This window comes from Microbulbifer mixtoriginis (SeqCode) (genome assembly GCF_052466715.1).
This window is the reverse complement of the sequence record NZ_CP174288.1, coordinates 2,300,674-2,314,246: the sequence shown is the minus strand read 5'-3', so window position 1 is coordinate 2,314,246 and position 13,573 is coordinate 2,300,674. Positions and strand designations below refer to the sequence as shown.

Sequence of the window (13,573 nt, the reverse complement as noted above, 5' to 3'; positions counted from 1 at the left end):
GCCAGAAGATGATTGAAGGCATCCTGCGCTTCTCAATTGAGCGGCGTTTTTTCGTGCTGTCCCTGATCTTTGTATTGGTGGGGCTGGGGATTTGGAGTTACCAGAAACTACCGATTGATGCGGTCCCCGATATTACCAATGTCCAGGTACAGATTAATACTGAGGCCCCCGGATACTCGCCATTAGAAGCTGAGCAACGGATTACCTACCCGGTGGAGGCAGCTCTTGCCGGTCTCCCCAACTTGGAATACACCCGTTCGATTTCCCGCTATGGGCTATCCCAGGTCACTGTGGTTTTTAAGGAGGGGACTGATCTCTATTTTGCCCGTAATTTAATTAACAGTCGCCTCGGTGCCATAAAGAGCAATTTACCCCCGGAGCTGGAGCCCGAGATGGGGCCTATTGCCACCGGTCTTGGTGAGATCTTTATGTACACAGTGGAGGCAAACCCCGGCGCTACCCAGCCGAACGGGCAGCCCTACGATGCCACGGCACTGCGGGAAATTCAGGATTGGATTATCAAGCCGCAATTGTCTTTGGTGCCCGGTGTTACAGAAGTGAATACCATTGGTGGCTACAACAAACAGTATCACGTTACTCCCAATCCTCGGCAGATGCTCAACTTTGGTCTCTCCATGGAAGATATCGCCGAAGCCCTGCGTCGGAATAACGAGAGTCGAGGTGCCGGCTACCTGGAGAATAATGGTCGTCAATTATTAGTGCGCTCACCAGGCCAGTTACAAGGTATCGCCGAAATTGAAGATGTAGTGATTACCAGTCGCAGTGGGGCGCCGGTTAAAGTTTCGGACGTGGCTGAAGTGGCTATCGGCAAGGAGCTGCGTACCGGCGCTGCCACGCGTGATGGTGTAGAAACGGTACTGGGTACCGCCATGATGCTTGTGGGGGAGAACTCCCGAGAGGTGGCCCGTAATGTTGCGGTTGCCTTGGAGGGAGTAAAGTCTACGGTGCCTGAGGGTATCAAGGTAGAAGCGGTTTATGACCGTACCACTCTGGTAGATAAAGCCATTGCTACGGTACAGAAAAACCTTATCGAGGGGGCGTTACTGGTTGTTGTAGTGTTGTTCCTGCTACTGGGGAATATTCGAGCAGCTTTTATCACCGCAGCAGTAATTCCGCTTTCTATGCTCGCCACAATTTTCGGCATGGTGCAAACCGGTGTTTCCGCAAACTTGATGAGTCTTGGTGCTCTAGACTTCGGATTGATTGTCGATGGGGCGGTGATTATTGTCGAGAATGCCATTCGCAGACTTGCCGAAGCCCAGGGCCGTAAAGGTGGCAAGTTGCCCTTGCAAGAGCGATTGGAACTGGTTTTTCAAGCCACTAACGAAGTTATTCGCCCAAGCTTGTTTGGTGTGTTGATTATCACGGTGGTGTATATACCATTGTTCACCTTAACCGGTGTGGAAGGCAAGATGTTCCACCCTATGGCTGCTACTGTAGTAATGGCTTTGCTGGCTGCGCTGGTACTTTCACTGACAGTTGTACCGGCAGCGGTTGCTGTTTTCCTCACAGGCAAAATCAGTGAGAAAGAAAACAAGCTGATCGTTGCTACCAAATCTCTTTATGAGCCACTGCTAATCGCTGCGATGAAAGTGCGCTGGCTGGTACTTTCCGGGGCTCTTGCACTGGTACTTTTTTGTAGCTGGCTTGTAACCACCCTGGGCTCGGAATTTATTCCTCAATTGAATGAGGGAGATATCGCACTACACGCCTTGCGGATTCCCGGCACCGGTTTGGAGCAATCAGTCGAGATGCAGCGCTTGTTGGAACAGCGAATTAAAGAATTTCCCCAGGTAGACAAAGTATTCGCAAAGATAGGCACGCCAGAAGTGGCCACAGACCCAATGCCCCCCAATGTGGCCGATAATTTTGTGATCCTAAAACCCCGGAGCCAGTGGCCTAATCCGAAACTACCTCAAGAGCAACTGGTAGCAGAGATTGAAGAAGCTGTGCGTCAGTTGCCAGGTAACAACTACGAATTTACTCAGCCAATTCAGATGCGCTTTAACGAACTGATTTCCGGGGTGCGTGCAGATCTGGGCATCAAAGTATTCGGCGATGATCTGGATCAGCTGGTGGCCTCCGCTAATGAAATCCTCGGTGTGCTCAATGGTATTGAAGGGGTTGCCGATGCGAGGGTAGAGCAGGTAGAGGGACTGCCGGTTCTCTCTGTTGTGCCCAAGCGTATCGCACTTGCCCGCTACGGTATTGATCTGAAAACACTGCAGGATTTGGTATCCACCGCGATTGGTGGGGAGGAGGCCGGATTGATTTACGAAGGAGACCGTCGTTTCCAATTGGTAGTCCGCCTGCCGGAGGAGCTACGTCGTGATTACGAAAGCCTTGGTGATTTACCTGTGCCGTTACCCGCCGGTAGTCCACTGGGTAGCTATGTGCCATTGTCTGAAGTCGCCAGTTTGGAGATGACGCCAGCTCCAAATCAAATAAGCCGTGAAAATGGCAAGCGACGTGTGGTGGTAACAGCCAACGTGCGCGACCGTGATCTGGGCTCTTTTGTGGAAGAGGCGCGGGCGAGTATCGAGCAGCAGGTATCCCTGCCAGCAGGATATTGGCTTGCCTATGGAGGTACCTTCGAACAGCTGGAATCCGCCAGTACCCGCTTGTTAATCGTAGTGCCGCTAACGTTGCTTATCATTCTCGGCTTACTGGTAATGGCTTTTGGATCGTTTAAGGATGCCCTGATTATCTTTACCGGAGTCCCCTTGGCGTTGACTGGGGGTGTCCTGGCTTTATGGATGCGTGGTATGCCACTGTCGATCTCTGCAGGAGTTGGCTTCATCGCCCTATCAGGTGTGGCTGTCTTAAATGGCCTGGTAATGCTCTCTTTTATCCGTCAATTACGCCAGCAAGGAGGCGGGCTTTTCACCTCAATTATCGATGGCGCCATGACCCGTCTGCGTCCGGTGTTGATGACTGCATTGGTGGCCAGCCTCGGCTTTGTGCCTATGGCTTTGAATGTAGGTACAGGAGCTGAAGTGCAAAGACCCCTAGCCACGGTAGTGATTGGCGGAATTATTTCTTCGACATTGTTGACGTTATTTGTATTGCCACTGCTTTATCGGATTGTACATGGAAGAGAGGAGGCTAATAGGGACACAAGGATAGCCGAATAAACTGATCAGCTTACTCATACTACCTCAGGGAGTTAGAGTTAGTATGAGTAGGGCTCCTATTGCAAACCATACGATAGCTGACAAATATGCCATTATTCTGTCTGGCTTAAATATACTGGGGCTACGACTCTTTGAATCGTAAGTGATTTTTTAGTAGCCATAGTTTTCAACGTAATTTACTTTGCATCTGAAATTTTGAGTGTCCAAACAAAGTTGGGGATTTCAAAATGACTGAAAGTTACTGGAAATTCAAACCGTTTGTAGGGGTGTTTTTGGGCGCTGCTTGGTTCACATCCCTGGTCCTTGGTCTTAAAGTTTGGGAGATGACGCACACAACAACATTATTTCCAAGCTTACCTAGAGCAATGCAATTTACTCTAGCCTTGTCTTTTACCGGAGTAATAATATTTGTATTGGCAGAGCTCATCGTTTTAAGGTTTCAAATTAATCAGAATAAATGTTTTCAGCACCTCGAAAGGTGCTGGACTCTATACTTGCTCGCTATATTAATTTTTACTTACTTTGTGGCTCATTTGCCGAATTCTAATGAGCATGTAGAGGCTCCTCTAATAGCATTAGCTGCCGCACACATGTTGTTATTCTTGGGTATTTGTATTGATATAGTGATGTTCAATCTATATAGGTGGGTGGCACTAATTAAGAATTAAAAAATAAAGCGTCGCTAGTCATCAAGTCATTTATTTGGCGATACTCTCATGATGCCACTTTTTCCCATTATATCAATTTATCAAACGATGGCTTTGCCAAGGGGGATCAAAAGCAAAGAGTAGGTAAAGAAGTGAGATAAAATTGAACGAGTGATTCAGGTTCAAGCTACTGGAGCGCCTTTGCTGGTTTGTTGGGTTTCTTCTACTACGTTGTGCTTTCTTATAGAAATCTACTTTATCCGTGAATCTAGAATGATATTTTTGGGAAGTTAACGAAATACCTGAACAGATTTTTGGAGGTTTCACTTTCTGGACCACTGTGCTGGGCTTAGTTCTCTTGTTGGCGAAGGCCATTATGATTGTTGAGTCCAGGCAGTATCACTTTGCACTGTTTTTAGGTGGTCACTAGAAAACTGCTATGTCCAGTTTTAACTTGAGTATTTCTTACCTTTCATGGATGAATAAAACTCCTGTTGAGCTCAGTCTTAAGATCACATAACCATGTGATCTTCTGTCCGATCCTTAAAGTGCAGCATCAGGTGTCGTCGGACGTATACCTTGCCTACCAGGCGCAGCTGAAGTCTATTGATACGGTCGGGGCTATCATTTTTGCCAATTAGATTAAACTTGAAGGCGTCTACAACAATAAGAAGCAGACTACCGACAAAGATAAAGAAGGTCTTCGCTACTTAATCCATGAGTTTGGAGTAGAGACTGTTGATGCCTACTCGGATGGGACTTGGTTAAGCAATGAGAATAGTGCTATGGCATAGATTATGAGGTTCTATTATTGTTTCGAAAGGATTCTGCTGCGAGAAATCACCTATATCCCCGCGTTTTACTAAACATGTATTATCGTTTTAATTAAGTTTCTTTAATGTTTTATATTGGTGGATTACAGTGTCATCAGACAATAGCAGCTATTCAAATGAAACTCTCCATCTGGAACTTAAGTCAAAAAAAGAATGTGATTCTTGCGTCGAGCCTATTGTTCATAAGTATGGTGAGAATAAGATTTGTGTCACTGATAAAGTGGGATATCCTGCCTTAGAAAATAGATCCCCGCTGGATTTAGTATTGCACAGTGGAGAGGGGTACATCCCCCTTTGGGGGAAAGATGTAACTCTTAGGTGGAAATTTGATGAAGAGTCTTTGCGGTATTTTAAAAACCCAGACGAAGTAAAAAACTATATTCGGGCTCTACTTGGGGAGGCCTTGTTAAAGTGGGGGGATGCTTCTCCGGTCAAATTTAATGAGAACCCAAATGTTTGGGACTTTAAAATTAGAGTAGAGCCTGTAGAAAGTTGTAGTGTGGTAGGCTGTACATTAGCGCGTGCCTTTTTTCCTAATTCTGGGCGTAATGAATTGGTACTCTTTCCTACAATGTTTGAACAAAGTCGGAAAGAGCAGGTTGATACTATGATTCACGAGCTGGGCCATATATTTGGATTAAGGCATTTCTTTGCTGATTTGAAAGAGAAAGCTTGGCCCAGTGTGATCTATGGTACGCACAAGCCATTCTCCATCATGAATTATGGGGAAAAAAGTGAGCTCACTGAAGCTGATAAGAATGATTTGAAAACTCTTTATGATTTAGCTTGGTCTAAGCAGTTGACCGAAATTGATGGGACGCAAATTAGATTTGTTAAACCATATCATGACGCTATTGAACAGACATCTGTTTTCGTTGAGGTTTCAACTGGGTAAGTTCTAAAACCCTCTAACATTGGTGGAACTATTAAGGCGAGGATTTACATCCAATTTAGGTTGAGCCGAGAGCGTTAGGTTTGTGTGCGGATTGAATAAGCTCCTCATTTTCAATGGTAGAAGCTGAGATGTAGGCTTCGACAATGAGTGTGTGAGGTAATGTATAGTTAGGCTTCTTAATTGTTGGTGGTTAAAGTTAAGGCATCAAAAATTTTCATCGACAGGTTGTCTTTGAGCCTATTCCATGCTCCTATTTATTTCTACTAAGAGGCTACGCTGTATAAGGCAATGATTGCTCTATAAAGCTCTTAGTAATTAGTTTTTCAAGCTTATATCCAAAATAAATTTCAATAAAAAGGAAGTAGTTTTGAATAAGATAGTACTTGTGGTGTTGCTGATTGTATTGAGTGTAAAGGTCTTTGCATCAGATCCCAACGTAGATCAAGCCAGGGCCTCTTTACAGGTTGTCAAAGAGCTAACACCCTGGCCTTGGGAGGAGCCTGTTACTCCAATACTCGATGATTATTTGGCCGCTGATTTTGACCAGTATCAGGGGTGGGCTAAGTCGCTTTATATGGTTGATGAATTGAAAATGCACAAGTGGGGTCAGTCTATCACTGAGTTTATCGTGCTCGCCGAACTTTTATATACCTTTCAGCCGGAAGATTACCAAGAAGAGAACAGGTTAACTTTTGAAACTGCTATTGCGGATTTAGATATGTTCCGGATGGAGCTTAATGAATTTCTGTATCCCTATGTGCCTAGCTACAACCTCAAGCATCAGAATTTGGTACGGCATTTTGACGGTGAGGGCATTGTCATTGGGGTGTTTGATTTGTTTGATCCTGTTCGTTTACAGGAACAGCGCGAGCGGCACCCTAATATCGAAGCCGAAGTTCAATTTGGTGATCCCATTACCTTCCTGCATGGCAATACCGTTATTGATATTATCCTTGATATTGCGCCCAAGGCTACTATTGTACCCATAAGTACTGAAAGCAAAACGTACAATGAAGCCATGGCTTACATGCGTAACCGAGATGATATTGATGTAATTAATATGAGTCGGGCTTTTCATATCACCAATGATCAGCTGGATCCGGAGTTCTCTGAGCATCTATCGCATATTTTGCAATCCAAATTATTTACCAAGTCAATTGGGAATACAGGTACTGACCTGGAAGGTGAGAATACGGATGTTCGCAAGCGTCTAGGCCTTCCTCCGCTGGGAAGTTTTTTTACCTATGACCTGGATCTGATCAAGGCCTTTTTACAGCAAAATCAAGGTGCTCCAGGCAGTCAAAACTTGATGTTTGCGATCAATTTGCAGCCATTCTCCAACGAAGTCTCTTTAACTGCCACGGTTCCTGGTTATAACCCCTTGGCGATCAAGCGGAGCTTTGCTATTTCGGGAGATGCAGTTTACTCAGTTTCAAGCCATAACTTTGAATCCGGTAGCTCTTTTGCCGCACCACAGTTGGCGGCTATCAGCGCGTTGCTATTGGATGCAGCGGATCATTATGGGTACTCCAGCGGTGAGGCTGTGCCATTGGTAGCGCAGTCGCTTCAGGGTACGGCAAGGCGATCCCACTTAGGTGCCAATAATACCGGATTGGGCCTTGTTGATGCCCACAAGGCATTAGCAAAGCTAATTCAGTCGAGTCGAAGGGTAGAATAGCTCTTTGCGCAGTTTTCGATGCTGGTAACAGCTACCTGTGCAACCTCTGTGTCGGAGTACTCTTTAAATGAAGGCAGGTGAGAATGCGGCAGGATCGTTTATGATTGCTACCCTGATCAGATATTTTATTAACCAGTACCTCTGGGAAGTTTAAATTGAAAGCAATCGTATTATTATTTCTGCTCTTTAGTAGTCTCGCCTGGTCTTCCGAGCATATCGAATGTGGCAAATCATGCACATTTGTACTGAAAAATCACAAAGAGGCCACTTACTCAATCATCAATGAAAAGAGAGCCGATGTAAGGCTCACGCCGTTCTCAACCTTTAAGGTGCCTAACACTCTGATTGCATTAGACGCTGGTTTGGTCCGCAGCCTTGTACAGGAATTAACCTATGACCACTTAAAGTATCCGGCTCAGCGATGGTGGCCCAGTATTTGGTACGACAAGCCGCTACCCATCCGGGCGGCTTTTCAAAATTCCGCAGTGCCTATTTATCGGCAATTAGCCTCTCAAATAGGCAGGAAGAGAATGAGTCATTATTTGATTCAGTTCGAATATGGCAACAGGGATATCTCCTCTGGTTTGGATAAATTTTGGCTAAATGGGAGCCTGAAGATATCGGCCAAGGAGCAGGTGAATTTCTTGCAAAAGCTATTTTCTGGAGCCCTGCCTATTTCTGATGACTCTCTCTCTTTATTCAAAGAAGTTATGTTGGTAGAGGAGACAGGCTCGTACAAGCTCTATGCAAAAACGGGAGGCGGGCAGATTAATGATGAATTTGCTTTGGGTTGGTATGTTGGCGTAGTGGAAACTGGCAACAATATGTATTTTTTTGCAGTCAATATAGATGGTAAGAGTTTTGCCGAAGTACAGCAGAGAAGGATTCAGTTTGCCCGACAACACTTGTCACGGCTCGGAGTGATTTAGATTCCCGCTTTATAAATAAGTTAATGATTTCCCATTACTGCTTTATCGTTTAAATTAAATTCGGATTTTTTCGCCCATTACTATCACGCGGCTCATAGGAATACGGTAATACTCTACAGCGCTACTCACATTGCGGAACATAACCGCAAACAACCGCTCTCGCCATAAGAACATACGGCTATCCTCCTGCTTGGTTGGGGTGATGGTTTGTCTTGTTAAAAAATATGAAGCTTTATTGGGGTCGATATCCAGCTCTTTCTTAAGGCGTAGCCGCTTTAAAACCTTCCAAATATCCGGCTGCTCTATGTAGCCATAGCGTAAAAGTAAGTAGTGGCAGTTTTCACGGATTTCGCTGAGGATATACCGGTTGCCAGGCATTACCCGTGGAGCATTCACAAATGATACAGTAATGAACAGTAAGTTTTCGTGTAATACTTTATTGTGCTTCAGGTTATAAATCAGTGCGTGGGGAGTGGATAGCTGTCTGGAGGTCAGGAATACTGCAGTTCCAGGCACTCTTATAGGGTTTTTCTTCAGCAGGGCGGTTAGATAAGGCTCCAGTTTGAATTCTTGCCGCTGAAGTTGCAGTGCTAAGGCTTCCCTGCCATCTCTCCAGGTGAACATTGAGATACAGGCTATGGCACCTAAACCGAGAGGAAACCAGCCACCATGACTAATTTTTAGCAAGCTGGAGGAGAAAAAGGCGAGATCTATGAAGATAAAGAAGGCCGCCACTGATAGACAAAGTAGTAAGTGACATTTTAATTGAATGCGGTATACAACTGCGGCCAGGCAAGTACTTATCAACATGGCGCCGCTTACGGAAACACCGTAGGCAGCGGCTAAATTGGTGGATGAGCCGAAACTCACTACCGCTCCTATCACTAAAATCATAAGCAGTCTGTTAACACCTGGCATAAATATCTGCCCCTCAAGATGAGCTGAGGTATGACGAAGGGTAAGACGGGGTAAAAGCCCTAGCTGCATTGCTTGTTTGGCCAAGGAGAAGCTGCCGGTAATACAGGCTTGAGAGGCAATAACTGTGGCGGCGGTGGCAAGTATGATTACCGGGTAAAGCCCCCAACTGGGAAACATGCGGTAGAAGGGATTGTCGACTGCATGGGGATGGCTCATCAACAGTGCACCTTGTCCCATGTAGTTCAGAAAAAGAGCGGGAAAAACCAATCCCAACCATGCCATTCTGATTGGGCTGCGGCCGAAGTGGCCCATATCGGTGTAAAGTGCCTCAGCCCCGGTAAAAACCAGAAGAACAGCGCCTAATACCAAAAATGAGCTAAAACCATGACTGGTGAGGAATCTCAGGGCATGTTCGGGGTTGATCGCATGGAGAATCTGGGGGTTGTTGATGATGCTGGATACACCAGCCACTAAAAGTGTGAGGAACCAGAGAGCAGTGATGGGTCCAAATAGTGTTCCTACGGTAGAGGTACCGTAGCGCTGAACTGAGAAGAGGCAAATTAAGACTCCAATGGAGATAGGCACTACTAGAGATTGGTGTGTCTGATTTCCAACCTCAAGCCCCTCTATAGCCGAGAGTACAGAGATCGCTGGGGTAATAATGGCATCCCCAAAGAAAAGTGCGGAGCCAAGTATACCGGCGGTAACTACAAACCATTGGAGGTATTTTCGCCCTTCTGTGGCATCCATTGCCAGCGTCATCAGTGCCATGATGCCGCCTTCCCCACGATTATCCAGCCGCATTATCAATGTCACATATTTGATTGTCACGATCAGTATCAGGGCCCAGAAGATCGTTGAAACGCCACCGAGTATATTGGCCTCAGTTAAAGGAATATTGAGCCTTGAGTGGAAGATCAATTTAACCGCGTACAGGGGGCTGGTGCCTATGTCTCCGAAAACCACGCCGAGCGCCGCCAGCGATAGAAACCATTTTCCCTTGCGAGTCTTCTCTTTGCTTTTCATAAGGGGCTGCTATCAAAAGACGGCCGAGCTTTCTCGATCTGCTGGCATTAGAATAGATTGTGGGGCTGTTGTGGCGGGCTGAGTCGGGATTGGCAATATCAATTTACTGCTTTCACTCTTGTGGTCCATGGGGTCCGCCTATCCAGATCCAGTTCTCCGTTGAAAGATATTAGCAAGCCGCTGGCATGGGCAAATTTGCCATGCAAAGTAGTCTTCCAAACTGGACTAATAGGAAAACTGGAGTTTGCGGTCTCCGAAGGAGTCATCCTGTGCTAAAACTCAGAGGGGTTTTGCATCCGTACGTGCAAAATACTGACTCTGCCCCATGGGTGTGGGGAATGCTGGATCAGGTTTTAGGCTAGCAAGTAAAAAAGCAAAGAAAGAAGTGTCGAATACCCCATTTCCGGCCAAATCATGAGTGATTACAACGACGAGAGACGCCCCTATGAAAGCATCCGATCTATTTGTGCGCGCCCTGGAAGCCGAGGGGGTTGAGTATGTTTTTGGTATTCCCGGCGAGGAAAACCTGGATATGCTGGAGTCTTTGCGGGGCTCCAAAATACAGTTAATCCTTACTCGTCACGAGCAGGCCGCTGGTTTTATGGCGGCCACTTATGGCCGCCTTACCGGTAAATCTGGTGTGTGTTTGGCAACCCTGGGGCCAGGTGCCACTAATCTGGTTACCGCGGCTGCTTATGCTCAGCTGGGAGGGATGCCTATGGTGATGATTACTGGGCAGAAACCTATTAAGAGTTCCAAGCAGGGACAATTTCAAATTATTAATATCGTCGACATGATGCGGCCCCTTACCAAGTACACAAAAACGATTGTGGGAGGGGATTATGTGCCGGCGTATGTGCGCGAAGCCTTTCGTCTCTCAGAGGAAGAGCGGCCAGGGGCCACGCACTTGGAGTTTCCTGAGGATATCGCCCGGGAGCATTCCGCCATGCCGGTGCTCGACATCAGCTATCAGCGCCGTCCCATTGCTGAAGAAAAAGCCATTCGTAAGGCGGCTGAGGCTATCGCCAGCTCTCGCAAGCCTCTACTGCTGATCGGCGCCGGCGCGAACAGAAAGCTAACGTCGAAGATGTTGAGAAAATTTGTGGAAAAGCTGGGAATCCCCGCAATTACCACGCAGATGGGTAAGGGAGTGATCGATGAATCGGGGCCGCACTTTATTGGCAATACGGCCTTATCCGATGGTGACTTTATTCATCGCACTATTGAGCAGGCAGATCTGATCATTAACGTAGGTCACGATGTTGTAGAGAAGCCCCCGTTCTTTATGCGCCCTGGTGGGCCAGAAGTGGTACATATTAACTTCAATGCGGCCCAGGTAGACCCGGTGTATTTCCCGCAGATAGAAGTGATCGGTGATATCGCCAACAGTCTGTGGCAGCTGCAGGAACACCTAGAGCCACAAGAGCACTGGAGTTTTAGCGATGCTCACCGCATCCGTGCTGCCTTGCAGAAGCATATTGAGGAGGGTTCGAGTGCAGATACTTTCCCCATCAGACCCCAGCGACTAGTAAGAGATGTGCGTGAGGTGATGCCAGAGAAGGGCGTGATTGCCCTTGATAATGGCATGTTCAAGATCTGGTTTGCCCGCAATTATCCCGCTTACTTTCCGAATACCGTACTTTTGGATAATGCGCTGGCCACTATGGGAGCTGGTTTGCCATCGGCCATGGCGGCCAAGCTGGTTTGTCCCGATCGCCGGGTGGTGGCTATCTGTGGGGACGGGGGTTTTATGATGAACTCCCAAGAAATAGAAACCGCTGTTCGCCTGAAGCTGGACTTAATTGTGTTGATTTTGCGCGATGATGCCTATGGCATGATCAAATGGAAGCAGTCCATGATGGGGCTTAAGAATTTTGGTCTCGATTTTACCAATCCTGATTTTGTGGCTTATGCGAAATCTTATGGTGCCGAAGGGCATCGTATACAGGCAACAGATGAATTGAAACCGATGATTGAGAAGTGCTGTCGGGAGGGTGGGGTACATTTGATAGAGGTTCCCATGGACTACAGCCATAACGATCGAATACTGAATCACGAAATTAAGGACTTGGCGAGCAAGCTATAGCTTGAGGTAGCAACGCGAGTTCACGGTATTTCTGCGGCCTCATTTCAAGCTCTGGGCCGCAGTGATGCCGTGATAGTATTCAGGAGGCTTCATCGATCAACAATTTTTTTCATTGCACTGCTACGCCAACTGAACCAGCTCAGTATCAAAACGAAAACGGCCGCAATGGCAGTGATAAAAAATGGTAGTCGGATATTAATTTCCATAGCGCCGCCACCCAATAGTGAGATAAGGGTGGCCACAATGGTGAAGCCCGCTGTGGCGATACCCATTACCCATCCCTGTTCGCTCTCATCCACACTATTGGCAAACAAGTTCAGTAGTGCCGGATAGGCTAGTCCAAAGCACAAGTAGGCGAGAAACACACTCAAGTAACAAAGCCAAACCTGGTTACTGAAAGCAAAAACCAGCGCACAGGCCCCCATGGTCAATGCCGATACCTTGATAACCAGTGGCTTGCCCCACTTAGACAGCACGGGTTTAACCAAAAAGATACTGGAAGTACCCACGGCGATTCCCATGAATAGCATGGCCATACTGGTTCCCAGTAAGCCGAGGCCAAAGCGGCTGCTGAGATAGTTGGTGATAAAGATATAAAAACTGAGGTGAACCAGCATAAAACTTAGGTAAGCTGGGCAAAGCCTGATGACTAAGGGCCTCTCTTTGAGGTGTGCAAATTGCCTGAATAAGTCAGATAAGCGCAATTGAATAGGCGAAGTCGGGGGGCGGCTATCGTGATAAAAGAGCAGAATTAGGCCGAGGGTGATAGCAACCAAAAGTAGCGCAAAATAAAAAGGCAGTTGAATGCTTGCAATATTACCGAGCAGGGCCTTGTCGGCTAAGACTCCAGCGATAATTGGTCCCGCAACTGCTCCCGCGCTCATTCCCGCCACCAGTAACCCCAAGTTTTTTGAAGCATCCAGTTCATCGCGGCTTGCATCAATCATTGCCGCTTGGGCAATGGGCTGGTTACCGGCAGTAAATCCACTGACCACGCGCCCAAGAATCAGCAACCACAGGCTGCTGGCAAATAAGGCAGCGAGTGTAATGGCATAGCCTGCCAGGGCACCGACCAAGCAAAGTACCATCGCGCTTTTTCGGCCGATACTGTCAGATAACTTAGCGATATACACCGCCCCAATAAACCAAGCTAAAAAAAAGCTACTGATAACAATGCCATAGTAGAGGTGGCGGGTGGATTGTGCGGTGTCTGTAGGCAGGAATTGAAACTTGGTGGACATGACCAGTTCATTAATGATGGGGAATAGCAGTCCTTGACCCATCAAGTCGATAAATACCACAGCCAGCAGGGCCAGACGGCTCATTGCAGACATCGAGTTTCCTTATGGGGTTTGTATTGATCGCTGTGCAGGGTTGATGGCCCTGAAGAGAAGATAGCACTGAGG

The 13,573-nt window shown here is 46.9% G+C and carries 8 protein-coding genes; 6 read left to right on the top strand and 2 right to left on the bottom strand.

The features are described from left to right. The first annotated feature begins 8 nt into the window (after nt 1-8). From ACJJH9_RS10210 to ACJJH9_RS10190, 5 genes are all read left to right on the top strand, one after another. On the top strand, nt 9-3,155 hold the full coding sequence (locus ACJJH9_RS10210; RefSeq protein ID WP_444925167.1) for an efflux RND transporter permease subunit: 3,147 nt from the start codon (nt 9-11) through the stop codon (nt 3,153-3,155). 227 nt (nt 3,156-3,382) lie between these two features. Next, the gene (locus ACJJH9_RS10205) at nt 3,383-3,823 is read left to right on the top strand and encodes a hypothetical protein (protein WP_444925166.1); all 441 of its coding nucleotides are present in this window, start codon (nt 3,383-3,385) and stop codon (nt 3,821-3,823) included. Nucleotides 3,824-4,723: 900 nt separating this feature from the next. Beyond that, nucleotides 4,724-5,530, top strand: coding sequence for a matrixin family metalloprotease (locus ACJJH9_RS10200; protein WP_444925165.1), 807 nt, complete (start codon nt 4,724-4,726; stop codon nt 5,528-5,530). Nucleotides 5,531-5,897: 367 nt separating this feature from the next. Beyond that, nucleotides 5,898-7,208, top strand: coding sequence for a hypothetical protein (locus ACJJH9_RS10195; protein ID WP_444925164.1), 1,311 nt, complete (start codon nt 5,898-5,900; stop codon nt 7,206-7,208). 155 nt (nt 7,209-7,363) lie between these two features. Further along, nucleotides 7,364-8,137 (top strand): penicillin-binding transpeptidase domain-containing protein, encoded by a 774-nt coding sequence (locus ACJJH9_RS10190; RefSeq protein ID WP_444925163.1) that lies wholly within the window; start codon nt 7,364-7,366, stop codon nt 8,135-8,137. Between the two features lie 54 nt (nt 8,138-8,191). On the opposite strand, the gene ACJJH9_RS10185 is transcribed toward ACJJH9_RS10190, so the two are convergent. After that, nucleotides 8,192-10,081 carry a potassium transporter Kup gene (locus ACJJH9_RS10185; protein ID WP_444925162.1) on the bottom strand — a complete coding sequence of 630 codons (1,890 nt, stop codon included), beginning with the start codon at nt 10,079-10,081 and terminating at the stop codon, nt 8,192-8,194. 445 nt (nt 10,082-10,526) lie between these two features. Here ACJJH9_RS10185 and ACJJH9_RS10180 point away from each other — a divergent pair, with 445 nt between their 5' ends. Next, nucleotides 10,527-12,167: an acetolactate synthase large subunit gene (locus ACJJH9_RS10180; protein ID WP_252081750.1), complete on the top strand. Its 1,641-nt coding sequence runs from the start codon at nt 10,527-10,529 to the stop codon at nt 12,165-12,167. An 89-nt stretch (nt 12,168-12,256) separates the two neighbouring features. Here ACJJH9_RS10180 and ACJJH9_RS10175 read toward each other — a convergent pair whose 3' ends face one another. Next, the gene (locus ACJJH9_RS10175) at nt 12,257-13,501 is read right to left on the bottom strand and encodes an MFS transporter (protein ID WP_444904873.1); all 1,245 of its coding nucleotides are present in this window, start codon (nt 13,499-13,501) and stop codon (nt 12,257-12,259) included. Between the last annotated feature and the right edge of the window lie 72 nt (nt 13,502-13,573).

Bases quoted from the DNA above. Each gene is read 5' to 3' on its own strand.
- ACJJH9_RS10180 (WP_252081750.1), top strand. From the start codon at position 10,527: ATGAAAGCATCCGATCTATTTGTGCGCGCCCTGGAAGCCGAGGGGGTT.
- ACJJH9_RS10205 (WP_444925166.1), top strand. From the start codon at position 3,383: ATGACTGAAAGTTACTGGAAATTCAAACCGTTTGTAGGGGTGTTTTTG.
- ACJJH9_RS10175 (WP_444904873.1), bottom strand. From the start codon at position 13,501: ATGTCTGCAATGAGCCGTCTGGCCCTGCTGGCTGTGGTATTTATCGAC.
- ACJJH9_RS10185 (WP_444925162.1), bottom strand. From the start codon at position 10,081: ATGAAAAGCAAAGAGAAGACTCGCAAGGGAAAATGGTTTCTATCGCTG.
- ACJJH9_RS10210 (WP_444925167.1), top strand. From the start codon at position 9: ATGATTGAAGGCATCCTGCGCTTCTCAATTGAGCGGCGTTTTTTCGTG.